Genomic DNA, 16,466 nt, shown 5'->3' with positions numbered 1-16,466 from the left:
GGCCACTAACGTCCCGGGCGTGCCCGACGACGCACGTGCACGGCAGCGCACGGGAACCGGCCTCGGACTCCTGCTGGCCCTGGTTCTCGCGGCCGTGCTGCTCACCGCCCTCCCGGACGACGGCGATCGGGAGGGCGGTGGCGCGTGCGCACCGCGCTCGGTGGCGTCCTGGTCGGCGCACAAAAACCTGACCGCCGAGTTCGCCCGCTACGGCGACGACCCCTCCCGCACCGACGACTGGACCGGCGGCGACGGCACGCACTCGGTGCGGCTGCCGGACGGCCGGGTGCTGTGGCTGTTCTCGGACACCTACCTGGGACAGGTGCACGCGCCGCCCAACCCGTTCGGCGAGTCCTTCACCTGGCGGGAGGCGTCCGCTCCCCTGGTGCGCAACTCGGCGGTCGTCATGCGCGACGGCCGCCTTCAGCGCACGCTCCCCGCGCCGCCGTTCCCCGATCCCGCCCCGAACCAGTGGCGCTGGCCGGTCGCGGCCCGCGTCGAGCCCCGCTCCCCCGGCTCGTCGGAGCAGGTGCTGCGGGTGCTGCTGTGGGTGCGCACGGCCGGGCAGTCACCGTGGATCTTCGGAGTGCCGACCGCGACCGAGGTGGCCACGCTCTCGCTGCCCGACCTGCGGGTCGAGTCGATCGTGAAGGTCCTCGACCAGCAGCTGGTGCCGGACCCCTCGCGGCGGGTGCTGTTCGGCACGACCCTGGTCGAGGAGAACGGCTGGACGTACGTCTTCGGCGGCGACGACGGTCAGGCGGCCTCCCGTCCGGTCTCGCGCGCCTATGTCGCGCGGGTGCCGAAGGGGCGGCTCGGCGAGCCGGGGGCCTGGCGGTACTGGGACGGCTCCGCGTGGTCGAAGGCGAAGCCACGTTTCCGGCCGGTGCTGGGGGACGGGCAGCGCACCGGCGTCGGCAGCGCGTTCTCGGTGGCGCGGGTGGACGGGACGTACGTGCTGTTCACGATGGCCGCCGGCACCGACGGGCTGACGAGCGTGACGTCGTACTGGTCCTGCTCCCCCGTCGGCCCGTGGCACGGGCCGACGAAGGACTTCAGCCCGGCGCTGCCGCCGGGCGGCCAGGTCGCCGCCTACAACCCGCAGGTGCACCCGGAACTGAGCGGCGGCGGGCGCCTGGTGCTGAGTTACGACGTCAACTGGCTGGACCCCGGCGGCGCGGCGGCGCAGCTCAGCCGGAACGTGTCCCTGTACCGACCGCGGTTCGTGACGCTGCGGGCGGCTCCGACACGGTGATCGTCTCCTGGGCGTCGCGGGCGCGGCGCTTGGCGATGACCGCGCACACCATCAGCTGCATCTGGTGGAAGAGCATCAGCGGCAGCACGGCCAGCGAGGCGTGGGCGCCGAACAGGACGCTGGCCATGGGCAGCCCGGCGGCCAGTGACTTCTTCGAACCGGCGAACTGGATCGCGACGCGGTCCGCCCGGCCGAAGCGCAGGGCCTTCGCGCCGTACCAGGTCAGGGCGAGCATCACGGCCAGCAGCACCGCCTCGACGGCGAGCAGGCCGCCGAGCCGCAGCGGGCTGACCTGGTGCCAGATGCCCTGGACCATGCCCTCGCTGAACGCGGTGTAGACGACCAGCAGGATCGAGCCGCGGTCGACGAGTCCGAGGGCCTTCTTGTGCCGGGTGACGAAGCTCCCGATCCAGCGGCGCAGCAGCTGCCCGGCGGCGAACGGCACCAGCAGTTGCAGCACGATCTCGACCAGCGAGTCGGCCGAGAAGCCGGCGCCGCTGCCGAGCACGGCCGCGGCGAGCAGCGGGGTGACGACGATGCCGACCAGCGAGGAGAAGGAGCCGGCGCAGATCGCCGCGGGCACGTTGCCGCGGGCCATCGAGGTGAAGGCGATCGACGACTGAATGGTCGACGGGACGAGGGTGAGGAAGAGCAGGCCCTGGTAGAGAGGCTCGTTCAGCAGCACCGGGACGAAGCCGCGGGCGGCCAGGCCGAGCAGCGGGAAGACGAGGAAGGTGCAGGCCAGGACGGTGACATGGAGCCGCCAGTGCTTCAGCCCGTCCAGCGCCTCACGGGTGGACAGCCGGGCGCCGTAGAGGAAGAAGAGGAAGGCGATCGCGGCCGTGGAGGCACCGGATGCCACATCGGAGGCCGCCCCGCGCGCCGGGAACAGGGCGGCGAGGCCCACGGTCCCGAGCAGCAGCAGGATGTACGGGTCGATCGGCATCCAACGCGGCCATTGCAGGCGTTTCACTGTGCTCCACTACTTCGCTGTCGCTTCGCTGAACTTCCGGTTGCGGGCACGGACGTGCCCTCCCCATCGTCCTCCGGCGATCAGCGATCGGGAATCCGGCATACCACTCTGACTGTCATCACGTTCCGCGATAGCCGCGGGTACTCTGACGGTGTGTACGACCCCTCCCACCTTCGCACGTTCCTCGCGGTGGCCCAGACGCTGAGCTTCACGCAGGCCGCCCGCCGGCTGGGGCTGCGCCAGTCGACGGTGAGCCAGCATGTCCGACGCCTTGAGGACGCCACCGGCCGGCCGCTGTTCACCCGGGACACCCACTCCGTGGAGCTGACCGAGGACGGCGAGGCGATGCTCGGGTTCGCCCGCCGGATCCTGGAGGTGCACGAGCAGGCGACGTCGTTCTTCACCGGCACCCGGCTGCGCGGCCGGCTGCGCTTCGGCGCCTCCGAGGACTTCGTCCTGACCCGGCTGCCGGAGATCCTGGAGGGCTTCCGCTACGAACACCCCGAGGTCGACCTGGAGCTGACGGTCGAGCTCTCGGGCACCCTGCACGAGCAGCTGGCCGCCGGGAAGCTGGACCTCGTGCTGGCCAAGCGGCGCCCCGAGGAGCCGCGGGGCGAACTGGTCTGGCACGACCGGCTGGTGTGGATCGGCACGGAGAGGCTCCGCCTTGAGCCGGATCGTCCCGTGCCGCTGATCGTCTATCCGCCGCCGGGGATCACCCGGGCGCTGGCGATGGAGGCGCTGGAGCGGGCGGGGCGGGACTGGCGGGTCGTGTGCACCAGCGGCAGCCTGAACGGGCTGATCGCGGCGGCGCGGGCCGGACTCGGGGTGATGGCGCACTCGCGGGGGCTGGTTCCGCCGGGGCTGGTGCGGATGCCGGAGCGGTCGGGGCTGCCGGAGCTGGGGCGGGTCGACTTCGTGCTGGTGCACGGGCCGCGGCGGACGGCCGCGCAGGGGGCGGCGGATGCGCTCGCGGCGGCGATCCTGGCGGGCGGGGACCGGTTGCACCGGCGTTAGGACTTCGCCGGGAGGTCCGTGGTCGGGTGCCGGTCCGTCTTGGCTTGTCGCGCCCGCGCGGCGGCAGCCGCAGATCCAGTACAGTCCCGCGCCCCTGAGGGGCGCTTCAACGCGACGGCACCTGATAGGTCAGCTGCTTCACGCGCCGCAGGAACGGTGACGCCTCCACGTGCTGGACGCCCTCGAGGCGGCCGATCGGGCCGCTCAGGTAGCCGTACAGGTCCGCGCTGTTGCGTACGACGGCCGTCGCGAGGATGTTGCAGGGCCCCGCCGTCGCCGCCGCGTGGGCGATCTCGGGGTGGGTGGCGAGCGCCTCGCCGACCGAGGTCAGGGCGGCCGGGGTGGTCGTGATCCACAGGAGGGCGGCGAAGGGATAGCCGAATCTCTCGGACAGGTACTCCACGTCGATGTACACCGCCCCGGACGCCAGCAGCGCGGCCAGCCGGCGCTTCACCGCCGACTCCGAGCGGCCGGTGGCGCGCTGGAGCTCGGGGTAGGTGGCGCGTCCGTCGCGTTCCAGGGCCGTGATCAGCGGCTCGTCGGCGGGGTCGATACGGGCCGGGCCCGGCTCCGGGACGGGATCGGGGCGCAGTGCCTCGACCTGGTCCTCGGTCAGCGCCCAGAACTTGCGCAGCCACCCGCTCGGGCCGCCGTAGAAGCGGTGCAGGATCTGGTGGGCCCGGATCTCCAGGACGCGCGGGGTGCGCGGGAGTTTGCCGAGCAGAAGGTCGTCGCGGTCACCGGGGCTGCGCGGCCGGGTGCCGAAGATGACCTCGGTGCCGCCCGAGGCGATGCCGATCCAGCTGGTGTCGTCCCGTTTCGCCAGGGCCTGGGCGATGGCCTGGGCGCTGTCCGGCACGCAGCGCAGCCGCATCGTCCAGTGGTCCTGGCCGAGGCGTTCCGGGTCGCGGACGGCGACCACCCTCAGGCCGGCCTCGGCGCACAGCCGGCGGTAGCGGCGGGCGACGGTCTGGTCGGAGACACCGAGCACCGAGCCGATGAGGGCGAAGGACGCCCGGCCGTTCACCTCCAGCGCGTACAGCAGCTGAAGGTCCAGCCGGTCGAAGACGTCGGATTCCATCTCCATGGGCGCCTCCCCTGTCGGATTCCGGCGATCGGCCGCCCGGCACGGCCGTGATCGACCGCGCGCGGCCCATCGTACGGACACGTACGCGGCTCGCGTACGTGTCTCGCACTCGGAGGGGAATCAGTCATGCGCACATGGGGGCCGCTCACGGCCGTGTGCCTGGGCACGTTCATGTTGTTGCTGGACGTGACGATCGCGATCGTCGCGCTGCCGGACATGGCGCGGGCGCTGGACGCCTCGCTCAGCGATCTTCAGTGGGTGATGGACGGGTACGCGCTGGCGCTGGCGGCGCTGCTGCTCGGTGTGGGGGCCGCCGCCGATGTGCTCGGGCGCCGGCGCGTCCATGTCGTGGGCGTGGTGGTGTTCGCGGCGGCGTCACTGCTGTGCGGCCTCGCGACCGGGCCGGAGATGCTGGTCGCCGCCCGGGGGCTGCAGGGGATCGGCGCGGCGGCCATGTTCGCGACGACCCTGCCGCTGCTCGGCTCCGTCTACCAGGGCAAGCGGCGCTCGGTCGCGCTCGGCGTGTGGGGCGCGGTCAGCGGGGCGGCGGCCGCGGTCGGACCGATCGCCGGCGGACTGCTCACCGACGGACCGGGCTGGCGGTGGATCTTCTACGTCAATCTGCCGGTGAGCGTGGCCGCGGTGTGGCTGACGCTGCGGGTGGTGCCGGAGTCGCGGGGTGCCCGGGGCCGTCGTATCGACTGGGCGGGCACGGTGACGTTCGCGGCGTTCGCGGGTGCGGTGACGTACGGCGCCGTGCGGGCCGGGAGCCACGGGTGGGGCGAGCCGGGGACCCTGCTGTGGTTCACGGGGGCGGCCCTGGCGCTGGTCTGCTTCGTCCTGGTGGAGCGGCGGGTCGCCGATCCGCTGCTGGATCCGCGGCTGTTCCTGCGGCCGGCGTTCTCCGGGGTGATGGCGGGCTCGCTCGCCTTCAACGCGGCGGCGTTCGCGGCCATGGCCTACACCTCGATCTGGCTCCAGACACTGCTCGGGATGAGCCCGGTGCGCGGCGGAGCGGTCTTCCTGTGGCTGTCGCTCGCGTCGTTCGTGGTCGCCGCGGTCGGCGGTCGCCTGCTCCACGGGGTGTCGGCGCGGCTCACCATCGGGGTCGGGCTGCTGCTGATCGGCGCGGGCCAGTTCTGCATGGCGTTCCTGGACGCCGGGTCGAGCGCGAGCGCGCTGATACCGGGGCTGGTGCTGGTGGGCGTCGGGACGGGGCTGGTGTCCCCCGGCATCGCGGGCGCCGCGCTGGCCTCGGTGCCGGCGGAGCGCTCGGGCATGGCGGGCGGCGCGGTGAACACGTTCCGGCAGCTCGGGTACGCCCTCGGCATCGCGCTGTTCGGCACGGTGCTGACCTCGCGGATGGGCGACTCGCTGCCGGAGGGGGCGGCCCACGCCCTGGCGGGCGGCGGCGCCGGTGCGCTGCGGGGCGCCTTCGGCGAGGAGACGCTGCGCGCGGCCTTCGCGGACGGTCTGAACGCGGTGGCGGTGGCGGCGGGCATCACGGGCGTGGTGGCCGGGCTGCTGGTGCTCGCCCTGGTCAGGCGGCCGGCCGTGACGAAAACCGCAGTGACACCTGGGGCTCCTCGTACGCTGACAGAGGAGACGCCGGTACGCAGGGGATGACATGATCGACAAGGCCCGTACCCGGTAATCGGGTCGTACAGATTCGGTGGAGATTACGGGCCCGAAACTTACTCAACCGTCAGCTTTCTGTCCGACCCTTCCCCATGTGAGCGCATTTTCCTGCGCTGACCTGTGCGTACCTGAGCACCGCTCGGCTTTGCACCCCCTCCCGCCCTCACGGCGGGTGGGGTAGCTTTCACGGCGCTGAGCGGAGCTTTTCAGCCGAGGCATTCGGAGCGGGGAGCGGGGTTTGCGCGAGTTCACCAACCCTCCGTTGGCGTTGGCACCGCCGGTGGGCGGCCTGGCCGACGTCGTCTTCCAGCATGCCCAGGAGGACCCGTTGTATGTCGTCCTGGGCCGCAAGGACGAGGACGACCAGTGGCGGGACGTCACCGCCGCCGAGTTCCGTGACGAGGTCCTGGCCCTGGCCAAGGGCCTGCTGGCCCGGGGCATCCGGTTCGGCGACCGGGTCGCGATCATGGCCCGCACGCGCTACGAGTGGACGCTCTTCGACTTCGCGCTGTGGACGATCGGCGCGCAGGTGGTGCCGATCTATCCGACCTCCTCGGCCGAGCAGTGCTTCTGGATGCTGTACGACGCCGAGTGCTCGGCGGCGATCGTGGAGCACGAGGACCACGCGATGACCATCGCGACCGTCATCGACCGGCTCCCCCGGCTGCACCAGCTGTGGCAGCTGGACTCGGGCGCCGTGCAGGAGCTGTACGACGCCGGTGCGCACCTCGACGACGACGTCGTCCACCGCCACCGGCAGGCGGTCACGCCGGACTCGACCGCCACGGTCATCTACACCTCGGGCACCACGGGGCGCCCCAAGGGCTGTGTGATCTCGCACGGCAACTTCATGTACGAGGCGGACACGGTCATCGAGCGGTGGGAGCCGGTGTTCCACTCGAAGAAGGGTGACGAGGCGGCGACCCTGCTGTTCCTGCCGCTCGCGCATGTCTTCGGGCGGATGGTGCAGGTCGCCGCGATCCGCGGCCGGGTCCGCTTCGGGCACCAGCCGCAGATGAACGCCGCCGCCCTGCTGCCGGACCTCGCCGCGTTCAAGCCGACCTTCTTCCTCGCCGTGCCGTACATCTTCGAGAAGGTCTTCAACGCCGCCCGGCGCAAGGCCGAGAAGGAGGGCAGGTCCGGCCCGTTCGAGAAGGCCGTCGAGGTGGCCGTGCGGTACGCGGACGCCATGGAGGCCAAGGCGTGGGGCATCGGGCCCGGCCCGTCGGCGGGGCTGCGGATGCAGCACCAGCTGTTCGACAAGCTCGTGTACTCCAAGATGCGGGCGGCGATGGGCGGCCGCATCCGGCACGCGATGTCCGGCGGCTCGGCGATGGACCGGCGCCTCGGGCTGTTCTTCGCGGGCGCGGGCGTGCACATCTACGAGGGTTACGGCCTGACCGAGTCCACGGCGGCGGCGACGGCGAACCCGCCTGAGCGCACCCGTTACGGCACCGTCGGCCGGCCCATCCCCGGCATGACCGTGCACATCGCGGAAGACGGGGAGATCTGGCTGAACGGCAGCAACATCTTCCAGGGCTACCTCAACAACCCGAAGGCCACCGACGAGTCCCTGCACGACGGCTGGCTGGCCACCGGTGACCTGGGCTCCCTCGACGAGGACGGCTATCTCACGATCACCGGCCGCAAGAAGGAGATCCTGGTGACCTCCGGCGGCAAGAGCGTCTCGCCGGGGGTGCTGGAGGAGCGCGTCCGGGACCACCCGCTGGTCTCCCAGTGCATCGTCGTCGGCAACGACCGCCCGTACATCGCGGCCCTGGTCACGCTCGACCAGGAGGCCGTGGAGCACTGGCTGATGATGCGCGACAAGCCCCAGATGACCGCGGCCCAGCTGGTGCGGGACGCCGACCTGGAGACCGAGGTGCGGCGCGCCGTCGTCGCCGCCAACACCCTGGTCTCGCAGGCCGAGTCGATCCGTACCTTCCGCATCCTCGCCCAGCCGTTCACCGAGGAGCACGGGCTGCTCACACCGTCGCTGAAGCTGAAGCGCAAGGCGATCGAGAACGCGTACGCGGGCGAGGTCGAGGCCCTGTACCAGGCCTGAGGCAGGGCCCCGGCCGGCCCGCTCCGGCTGTCAGTCGATGCTCACGCGGAAGATCTTGTCCGCGCCGTCCGGCTCGCCTCCGTTGTTGTCGCTGTTGGTGGTGGACAGCCACAGCTGGTCGGCGCCCGGCACCTTGGTGACCGTGCGCAGCCTGCCGTAGGTGCCGACGTAGTAGGCGGTGGCCGCGCCGACGTTCTCGGTGTCGCCGTCGATCGGGATGCGCCAGAGGCGCTCGCCGCGCAGGGCGGCCATGTAGATGACGTTGCGGACGATGGCGATGCCGCTCGGAGAGGCCTCGGCGACGCGCCAGGTCTTCCTGGGGTTCGTCATCCCGGCGACCGAGCAGGTGCCTTCGCAGGTCGGCCAGCCGTAGTTGGCGCCCGGCTTGATGAGGTTGAGCTCGTCGAAGGAGCTGTTGCCGAACTCCGCCTCCCACAGCCGGCCGCCCCGGTCGAAGGCCAGTCCCTGGGGGTTGCGGTGACCGAGGGAGTAGACATAGGTGCCGAACGGGTTGCCGGGGGCCGGCTTGCCGTCGGTCGTCAGGCGCAGGATCTTGCCGTTGAGGGAGTTCCTGTCCTGGGCGAGGGAGGAGGTCTGGGCGTCGCCGGTGGAGGCGTAGAGCAGGCCGTCCGGACCGAAGGCGAGGCGGCCGCCGTTGTGGTAGCGGTTCTTCTTGATGCCCTGCAACAGGACGGTGTAGCCGCCGAGGGAGCTGCCGTCGTAGGTCATGCGCGCGATGCGGTTGCCCTCGGCGGCCGTGTGCATGAAGTACACGCGGTGGTTCGTGGCCCAGCCGGGGTCGACGGCGACACCGAGCAGTCCGCCCTCGCCGTCCGTGGTGACCGCGTTCGGCACGCTGCCGACCTGCGTCTTCGTTCCGTCCTTGGTCAGTTTGAACACCTTGAAGCTGTCGCGTTCGGTGACCAGGGCGCTGTTGCCGTCGGGCATCCAGTAGGTGCCCCAGGGGATGCTCCAGCCGGACGACACGGTGCCGATGGAGGACGGGACGCCGCCGTCCGTGGCGCAGGCCCGGGTGCTGAAGGTGACCGCGTTGCTCTGCGGTGAGGCGTTCCCGGCGGCGTCGCGTGCCACGACGTTCAGGGTGTAGGGGCTGTTGCAGGCCAGCCCGGTGACCGTGGTCGAGGTGGCGGGCGGGGTGCCGGTGACGGTCTTGTAGACGGTGGAGCCGCTGCGGATGTCGTACGCGGTGACCGCCTTGTCGTCCGTCGCGGCACCCCAGTTCAGCTTGGCGCTGTTCGCGGTGACGTCGGTGTACGACAGGGTGCCGGGCCCGGTCGGCGGGCTGGTGTCGGAGCTGGGCCGGGTCGTGCAGTCCACGGCCGGGCTGGCGAGGGAGGCGTTGCCGGCCGCGTCGCGGGCGATGACCGTGAGGTTGTAGGTGGTGGCCGGGGTGAGCCCGGTGAGGTTCTTGGCGGTCGCGCTCCCCGCGGCTTCGCCGATCTTGTTGCCGTGCTCGTAGATGTCGTACGCCGTCACCGCCACGTCGTCCGTCGAGGCGCCCCAGTTCAGGGTGAGGCCGTCCTCGGTGACGGCGGAGCAGTTCGGGGTGCCGGGGCGGGTCGGGGCCTGGGTGTCGGCGGCCGTGTCCACGGTCAGCTTGTCGAGGTTGGGTCCGCCGGCCGGGGTCGTCGCGGTGGCGCGGATCTTGTTGCCGCCGGCGGCGAGGTCGGCGTTGATCGTCTTCGTGACCCAGGTGGTCCAGTTCGTGGTGGGCGGGAAGGACACGTTGGGTGCTACGACCCTGCCGCCGATCGCGATGTCCATGGGCCGGTCGGCGCCGGTGCCGTTGGCGTAGCGGAAGGTCAGTGAGGCACCGCCCGCCGCGTCCGCGCTCACCGTGAACTCGACGTAGGAGCCGGTCACGTTGGTGTAGTCGACGAAGCCGGAGCCGGTGTAGCCGCTGTGGTTCGAGGCGACCGTGCCCTGGGAGATCGTCGCGGTCTCGGCCTGGTGGTCACTCGCGGCGGCGGCAGCGGCGCTCGACGGTGGGGAGACCGTGAGGAGGGACAGCAGCAGACCGCCCAGAGCGGCGGTGAGCACGCCCCGGCGAGGACGCCGTCCGGTGGGGATGACATGCATGGAGGTCCACCTCCAGGTGGGGGATGTCGGTCTCATCGGGCCGTCCGCTCACACGAGTTGGTAGCCGCGCAGGTCGGTGAGCAGCAGGTGGCAGTCCTGGAGGGAGCCGGAGGTGTCGCCCAGGGAGCGGTAGATGCCCCACTTGGGACGCACCCGGTCGGCCAGGAAGGTGTCGACGCCCGTCTTGGACTTGTCGATCACGGTGGTGCCGCCGCTCTTGAGGATCCAGCGGACGGAGCCCGCCGAGCCGTTGCCGACCTTGATCTGGAAGTCGACGTCGGTCCATTTGTCGTGCAGCGGCTCCAGGTCGGTACGGCCGACGAGGGTGTCGCTGTCGAAGAGCTTCAGCTCGATGGTCTGTACGCCGTTCACCCGGCGCAGGGACTGCACGACGATCGGCGAGGAGCCGGTGCCCGGCTGCTTCATCTGCATGATGTGCGTGAAGCTGGTGGTCGCCTTCAGCGAGCTCGGGATGTACATGGAGTAGGTGATCCGCCAGGTCTGGCCCGAGGTCCACTTCAGATAGCTGGAGGAGGAGGTGCGCAGTCCCGTGACCTCCTGGCGCTGGCGGTCGGTCGAGGTGTCCCGGTCGGACATGTGCATGTTGAAGCGCCAGTTGTTGCCGGTGGCGTAGATGTGCGGCTGCCCGCCGGGGTGGGAGTCGGCGCGGTCGTCCTCGATCGTCTCGAAGGCGCCGAGCCCGTCGCTCGCGGACGGGGACCACTTGAGCTGCCAGGACGCGGCCCGCGCGGGCTGCGCGGCGGGCAGTCCGACGGCGGCCGAGGCCGCCCCGCCCAGCGCGGCGCCCAGCAGCATCCTTCTGGATGTGTTCATGACACTAATCACTCCTCAGCTGTTCGTTCATGATCAGGAAGGCTCCGAGGCCGTGGAAGTCGTTGGTCGCCCGGGTGCGGGCGGCGTAGTACGCGTAGTCGCCGACGTTGGTGCCCACGGAGATGTCGGTGAGTTCGGTACGGCCGTCGGCGCCGAGCGAGACCTTGCGCAGGACGCCCCGGTAGCCGCGTTCGGCGACGGCCGCGTAGTGCCGGTCCAGATAGCCGCGCTGTGCGCCGCGCGAGAGGGCGTAGGTGAACATGCCGGAGCAGGACGTCTCGGTCCAGTTGTCGGCGCGGTCGCCCTTGTCGATCACCTGGAACCAGCGTCCGGTGGCCGGGTCCTGGTGGCGCTCCAGGCCGGCGGCGAGAGCGCGCAGTATGCGCAGCAGCGCCGGGCGGCGCGGGTGGCCGGCCGGGACGGCGTCCAGGACGTTCACCATCGCCATCGAGTACCAGCCCACGGCCCGGCACCAGTGCTCGGGGGCGAGTCCGGTGGCCGGGTCCGACCAGGTCGCGGTGCGCGACCCGTCGTAGGCGTGCCGGAGCAGGCCGCCCGCGACCTGGAGATGGCTGCCGTACAGCTGGAGTTGCTCCGCCGCCTCGTCGTTCGCGTAGGCGGAGTCGTGGAACTCCTTGCCGTACTCCACCAGGAACGGGTTGACCATGTAGACGCCGTCGGCCCACAACTGGTGCGCACGGCTCGCCGTGTCGGCGTGCCAGAAGCCGCCGTCCTCGGTGCGCGGGTAGGTGTCGAGGCGGTCGCGGACCCTCTTCGCCGCGACGCGGTAGCGGTCCTCGCCGGTCTCGTGGTGCAGGACCGTCAGCAGTCGCCCGGCCTGCATGCTGTCGAGACTGTTGAAGCCCTGGCTCATGGAGCCGTCCGCGGCCACGAACCGGTCGACGTAGCTCTTGATGTACGACAGGTACCGCGGGTTGTGGGTGCGGCGGAAGACCAGGTACTGGCCGTAGAGGTAGAGGCCGACCGGGTACGACCAGCCGCCGATGGTGGTCGGCGTGTAGCGGGCCGTGGTGGAGTCGACCACGGCGACGGACCAGTCCGCCGCGGCGGCGGGGGTGTCGAGGGCGGGCGCGGTCGTGGCCGGATCGGCCGTGGCCGCCGGGACGGCGGTGAGGGTCGCTGCGGCGAGCACGGTCGTCGTCAGCAGCGCGTGCAGGCGTCTCATGGTGCTCCTTCGCGGTAGGCGTGGACGGGGTTTCCGGTCGGCGGGCATGCGTCGTCGACCAGGTCCCTGACCAGGGCGTGGTCGGGGGAGAGCCGGCACGCGGGGTCGGTTCTGGTGGCGTCGCCGGTGAGGGCGTACGCCTGGCAGCGGCAGCCCCCGTGGTCGGTGGCGGCGAGGGCGCAGCTCCGGCAGGGTTCGCGCATCCAGGAATCGCCGCGGTAGGCGTTGAAAGCCCTCGACTCCCGCCAGATCCAGGAGAGTCGGCGGTCCCTCACATTGGGCGGGTCGAGGCCGGGGAGAGCGGCCGCGGCGGGGCAGGGCAGGACCGTGCCGTCGGGGGCGACGGTGAGCGAGAGGGCGCCCCAGCCGCCCATGCAGGGCTTCGCGACTCCGTCGACGTAGTCGGGGGTGACCCAGATCAACTCCGGTACCGGGTCCGGGCGTTCACGCCAACGGGTCAGGGTGGTGCGGGCGCGGTCGACCTGATCCCGGGTGGGCAGCAGGGTGGCACGGTTGCGCAGGGCCCAGCCGTGGAACTGGGTGTGCGCGAGCTCGATCCGGTCGGCGCCCCAGGCCGTGCCCAGGGCGATCAGGTCGTCGAGGGCGTCGATGTTGGCGCGGTGCAGGACGACGTTCAGGCCGAACGGCAGCCCCGCGGCCCGGATCAGCCGCGCGGCCCGCTCCTTGGCGGCGAAAGAGCGGGCGCCCGCGACGCGGTCGGAGGTGTCCGGGTCGGCGTGCTGCACGGACAGCTGGACGCTGTGCAGCCCGGCCTCGACGAGCCCGCCGAGCCGCCGCTCCCCCAGTCCGACGCCGCTGGTGACCAGCTGGGTGTACAGGCCCGAGCGCTCGGCGGCGGCGACGATGTCCGGCAGCTCGCGCCGCAGCAGCGGTTCGCCGCCCGACAGATGGGTCTGTACGACGCCCAGGTCGGCGGCCTGTCGGAACACCCCGGCCCACTCGTCCGCGGTCAGCTCTGTTGACCGACCGGCCAGTTCGACGGGGTTGGAGCAGTACCCGCAGCGCAGCGGGCAGCGATGAGTGAGTTCCGCGAGCAGGGCCCACGGCGGGTCGGCGGTCATCGCAGCCAGCCCTCCTTCCGCAACGTCCTGAGGAACTCGGGCACTTCGTCGGCGACGGGGGCGCCGGGGAACCGCGCCCCCAGTTCGGCGACGATGTCGTCCACCGCCCTGCTGCCGTCGCACAGCCGCAGCACGCCGCCGGCGCTGCCGTGCAGGACGACCACCCGCTCGGGCAGCAGCAACAGGTCGGTGCCGCGCACCCGGTCGTGGCGCAGCACTACCGAGCGGGCGAGGGCGGGACGCCAGGTCATGGGCCGCCTCCCCCGGCCACTGCGCCCGTGCCTCGTCCCTCGCCTCGGTCCACGGCGTCCAGCAGCGCCCACAGCACGTCGCATTTGAAGGCCAGCGCGGCCACCGCCCGCTCCTGCTGCTCACGGGTGCGGGCCCGCTCCAGGACCAGGGCGAGAGCCTCCTCGCCGTCCCGGGCGCCCTGGCCGACACGGGTGCGGAAGTAGGCGAGGCCGGCCGGGTCGATCCAGGGGTAGTGGGTCTCGAAGGCGGCGATGCGGGTGCGCATCAGGTCCGGTGCGGACAGCTCCGTCAGGGACGCGGCGACGGCTTCGACGACGGGGCTCAGCCGGCAGAAGTTGATGTATCCGTCGACCGCGAGCCGGACCCCGGGCAGTGCGCGGGAGGTGTCCCACAGTGCCTCCCGGTCGAGGCCGGCCGCTTCGCCGAGGCGCAGCCAGCGCTCGATGCCGCCCTCGCCCTCGGCGGTGCCGTCGTGGTCGCGGATGCGACGCAGCCAGGCGCGACGCGGCGCGGGCCGCTCCAGCTTGGCGAGGATCAGGGCGTCCTTGACGGGGATGTGGCGCTGGTAGTGGAAGCGGTTGGCAATCCAGCGGCGCAGCTCGGCCGGCGCCAACTCGCCTTTGTGCATACGGAGGTTGAAGGGGTGGCGGTCGTGGTAGCGGGCCGCGGTGACGGCGCGCAGCCGCCCGGTGAACTCGGTGGCCGTCCAGGGGGCTGCGGCGCCGTCGGCGTGCACGCGAGTCGCGGTCACGATGCTCTCGCGGTGCGGGCGGCTAGCGGTCGGTGAGGGCGTAGGCGGTCACTTCGAGCGCGGTGTCCACGACGGTGTGACCCGGGCTTTGCCAGACCTTTTCATCCGATGTTTCCTGAATGGCCTGGTCCGCCGGGCGGGCCGGGAGGGCGCGGAGCAGCTTCTCGTCCATGTGCGCATACCTGCTTTCCTGAGGAAGTGGGGGGTCTCAGAGCCCAGACAGGCGGCCGGTGTTCACGTGCATGCACAGAGTTCATCAACACGTTCGGTGGCGCGATACAGAGTCGCGGCAGGACGAGCGAGGGTCAATGGTCCGGACCGATAACGTCGGATGCGTTTCCGGCCAATCTCGCCGCCACCCACTGACCCGCCGGTCAGTTGCGGCGACTTCCCGGGCGGATCGGGCGGTCAGGAATGCATCACGCCTCGTGATCGTTGACGATATGAGTTACCACCTGACGACAACCGTAAGGATCAAGAGCTCGTGAGCAGCAAGGTCCCCCCGATCATCCTGAACAACGGCGTCGAGATGCCCCAGCTGGGCTTCGGCGTCTGGCAGGTGCCGGACGACGAGGCCACGCGGGCGGTCGGCACCGCGCTGGAGGCCGGGTACCGCAGCATCGACACAGCGGCGATCTACGGCAACGAGGCGGGCACCGGCCGGGCCATCGCGGCCTCCGGCGTCCCCCGCGAGGACATCTTCGTCACCACCAAGCTCTGGAACGGCGATCAGGGCTACGACTCCACCCTGCGCGCCTTCGACACATCGCTGGAGAAGCTGGGCCTGGAGTACGTCGACCTGTACCTCATCCACTGGCCGGCGCCGTCGCGCGACAAGTACGTCGACACCTACAAGGCCTTCGAGAAGCTGCACGCCGACGGCCGTATCCGCGCGATCGGCGTCTCCAACTTCCTTCCGGAGCACCTGGAGCGGCTGTTCGGCGAGACGTCGGTCGTCCCGGCCGTCAACCAGATCGAGCTTCACCCGCACCTTCAGCAGCACGCCTCCCGCGCGCTGCACGCCGAGCGGGGCATCGCCACCGAGGCCTGGTCGCCGCTCGGTTCCGGCAAGGGCCTGCTGGAGGTCCCGGCGATCGTCGCCATCGCGCAGAAGCACGGCCGCACCCCGGCTCAGATCGTGCTGCGCTGGCACCTGCAGATCGGCAACGTCGTGATCCCGAAGTCCGTGACGCCGTCGCGGATCAAGGAGAACATCGAGGTCTTCGACTTCAGCCTGGACGACGAGGACCTGGCGGCGATCAGCGCGCTCAACGAGGACCGGCGGATCGGCAGCGACCCGGCGGACGTCAACTGACGCCGCTCCACCGCGACCGTCCGTCCGCCCGCCGCTCAGCGATCCGAGCGGCGGGCGGACGCATATGGAGAGCCGGTGCGCAGCAGGGCGCTCGGACCTCGGTCGACCGCGCGGGGCGTCTCAGTCCCCGCGCACGTCCGTGAAGACGACCTCGAACTCCTCCAGCCCGATGACGCTCACATGCGCCTTGGCCGCGCCCTCGTGCCGGGCCGCCGCCTGACCCGAGCGCGACGCCGCCAGGGACGGCTGGTCGACGAAGATCACTCCGACCATCCCGCGCCCGCGCTCCCGGTCGACCAGCAGGGACGCCCGGGCCAGCCCCTGGAGCGTCTCCAGCCGGGGCACCACCGTCGCCCGGAACGTGTCGGCGAGCAGGTCGGTGTCCCTCGGGTCGAACTCCAGCCTGGTCAGCCGCAGTCCGCCGCCCGCCTGCGGCGGGCGCGCCTGGTGGAAGACCAGCGCCTCGTAGTTGTCGACGGCGAGCGTCCCCGCGAACGGGTCCAGCATCGCCGCCCGCCGCTCGCGCAGCACCTCGTCGCTGTTCTGCCGGGCCCGTTCCGACTCCCACCAGCTGGCCGCGAGCAGTTTCCCGAGCGTCCGGTCCACGAAGACACTCGCCCCGCGGTATCCCGGACGGTCCTCCAGCAGATCCCGCCCCTCGGTGTTCATCGCCCGGATGGCCGTGTCGATCTTCGTGGGATCGCCGGTCGTGTAGATCGCGCGTACGAACATGGCACCTCCCGAAATTCCGGGGCACACATCCGAAATCTTCGGCAATCTCCAGTCTTCTACCGGCGCGATCGCGCCGCAATCAGCACCGGGGACCCGCGGTCGCACACGACGGCTTGACGGGGGGCTTGACGGGGCCATGCAAAGAGGGCCACCTTGTACGGCACCCAGTCAGGAAACTT

15 protein-coding genes are annotated in these 16,466 nt (G+C 71.4%); 5 read left to right on the top strand and 10 right to left on the bottom strand.

Annotation, left to right across the window (positions count from 1 at the left end):
- Positions 1-19 precede the first annotated feature (19 nt).
- Positions 20-1,255: a DUF4185 domain-containing protein gene (locus tag PGH47_RS35275; RefSeq protein ID WP_271666783.1), complete on the top strand. Its 1,236-nt coding sequence runs from the start codon at positions 20-22 to the stop codon at positions 1,253-1,255.
- Here the strand turns inward: PGH47_RS35275 and PGH47_RS35270 are convergent.
- The gene (locus tag PGH47_RS35270; protein WP_271668223.1) at positions 1,191-2,201 is read right to left on the bottom strand and encodes a bile acid:sodium symporter family protein; all 1,011 of its coding nucleotides are present in this window, start codon (positions 2,199-2,201) and stop codon (positions 1,191-1,193) included. The genes PGH47_RS35275 and PGH47_RS35270 overlap by 65 nt on opposite strands.
- A 180-nt stretch (positions 2,202-2,381) precedes the next feature.
- On the opposite strand from PGH47_RS35270, the gene PGH47_RS35265 reads away from it, so the two are divergent.
- A complete protein-coding gene (locus tag PGH47_RS35265; protein WP_271666782.1) occupies positions 2,382-3,245 on the top strand; it encodes a LysR substrate-binding domain-containing protein in 864 nt (287 codons plus the stop codon).
- A 106-nt stretch (positions 3,246-3,351) separates the two neighbouring features.
- On the opposite strand, the gene PGH47_RS35260 is transcribed toward PGH47_RS35265, so the two are convergent.
- Positions 3,352-4,332: an Lrp/AsnC family transcriptional regulator gene (locus PGH47_RS35260; RefSeq protein ID WP_271666781.1), complete on the bottom strand. Its 981-nt coding sequence runs from the start codon at positions 4,330-4,332 to the stop codon at positions 3,352-3,354.
- Positions 4,333-4,458: 126 nt separating this feature from the next.
- Between PGH47_RS35260 and PGH47_RS35255 the strand changes: the two genes are divergently transcribed.
- Both PGH47_RS35255 and PGH47_RS35250 read left to right on the top strand, forming a co-directional pair.
- On the top strand, positions 4,459-5,958 hold the full coding sequence (locus tag PGH47_RS35255) for an MFS transporter (protein ID WP_271666780.1): 1,500 nt from the start codon (positions 4,459-4,461) through the stop codon (positions 5,956-5,958).
- A gap of 250 nt (positions 5,959-6,208) precedes the next feature.
- The gene (locus PGH47_RS35250) at positions 6,209-8,035 is read left to right on the top strand and encodes an AMP-dependent synthetase/ligase (protein ID WP_271666779.1); all 1,827 of its coding nucleotides are present in this window, start codon (positions 6,209-6,211) and stop codon (positions 8,033-8,035) included.
- Between the two features lie 30 nt (positions 8,036-8,065).
- Here PGH47_RS35250 and PGH47_RS35245 read toward each other — a convergent pair whose 3' ends face one another.
- Genes PGH47_RS35245 through pqqA form a run of 7 tightly spaced genes read right to left on the bottom strand, consistent with a single transcriptional unit; the run spans position 8,066 to position 14,412 of the window.
- Positions 8,066-10,135, bottom strand: a complete 2,070-nt coding sequence (locus PGH47_RS35245) for a PQQ-dependent sugar dehydrogenase (protein WP_271666778.1) — start codon at positions 10,133-10,135, stop codon at positions 8,066-8,068.
- 48 nt (positions 10,136-10,183) lie between these two features.
- The gene (locus PGH47_RS35240) at positions 10,184-10,969 is read right to left on the bottom strand and encodes a heparin lyase I family protein (RefSeq protein ID WP_271666777.1); all 786 of its coding nucleotides are present in this window, start codon (positions 10,967-10,969) and stop codon (positions 10,184-10,186) included.
- Positions 10,970-10,973: 4 nt separating this feature from the next.
- Positions 10,974-12,155, bottom strand: coding sequence for a glycoside hydrolase family 88/105 protein (locus tag PGH47_RS35235; RefSeq protein ID WP_271666776.1), 1,182 nt, complete (start codon positions 12,153-12,155; stop codon positions 10,974-10,976).
- Entirely contained in the window at positions 12,152-13,237 is a 1,086-nt protein-coding gene (gene pqqE / locus PGH47_RS35230; protein WP_271666775.1) for a pyrroloquinoline quinone biosynthesis protein PqqE, read from the bottom strand. Before pqqE ends, PGH47_RS35235 begins: the two co-directional genes overlap by 4 nt.
- A complete protein-coding gene (gene pqqD / locus PGH47_RS35225) occupies positions 13,234-13,488 on the bottom strand; it encodes a pyrroloquinoline quinone biosynthesis peptide chaperone PqqD (protein WP_271666774.1) in 255 nt (84 codons plus the stop codon). The genes pqqE and pqqD overlap by 4 nt, the downstream gene beginning before the upstream one ends.
- Positions 13,485-14,240 (bottom strand): pyrroloquinoline-quinone synthase PqqC, encoded by a 756-nt coding sequence (gene pqqC, locus PGH47_RS35220; RefSeq protein ID WP_376059690.1) that lies wholly within the window; start codon positions 14,238-14,240, stop codon positions 13,485-13,487. Before pqqC ends, pqqD begins: the two co-directional genes overlap by 4 nt.
- A gap of 22 nt (positions 14,241-14,262) precedes the next feature.
- Complete coding sequence (gene pqqA, locus PGH47_RS35215; protein WP_271666773.1) at positions 14,263-14,412, bottom strand: pyrroloquinoline quinone precursor peptide PqqA; 150 nt, start codon at positions 14,410-14,412, stop codon at positions 14,263-14,265.
- A 312-nt stretch (positions 14,413-14,724) separates the two neighbouring features.
- Here pqqA and PGH47_RS35210 point away from each other — a divergent pair, with 312 nt between their 5' ends.
- Positions 14,725-15,555, top strand: a complete 831-nt coding sequence (locus tag PGH47_RS35210) for an aldo/keto reductase (protein WP_271666772.1) — start codon at positions 14,725-14,727, stop codon at positions 15,553-15,555.
- A gap of 120 nt (positions 15,556-15,675) precedes the next feature.
- On the opposite strand, the gene PGH47_RS35205 is transcribed toward PGH47_RS35210, so the two are convergent.
- On the bottom strand, positions 15,676-16,287 hold the full coding sequence (locus tag PGH47_RS35205; RefSeq protein ID WP_271666771.1) for a hypothetical protein: 612 nt from the start codon (positions 16,285-16,287) through the stop codon (positions 15,676-15,678).
- Positions 16,288-16,466: the final 179 nt, after the last annotated feature.

It is taken from the genome of Streptomyces sp. HUAS 31, assembly GCF_028198125.1.
Taxonomy (GTDB): domain Bacteria; phylum Actinomycetota; class Actinomycetes; order Streptomycetales; family Streptomycetaceae; genus Streptomyces; species Streptomyces chartreusis.
This window is presented reverse-complemented; position numbering and strand designations above follow the sequence as displayed.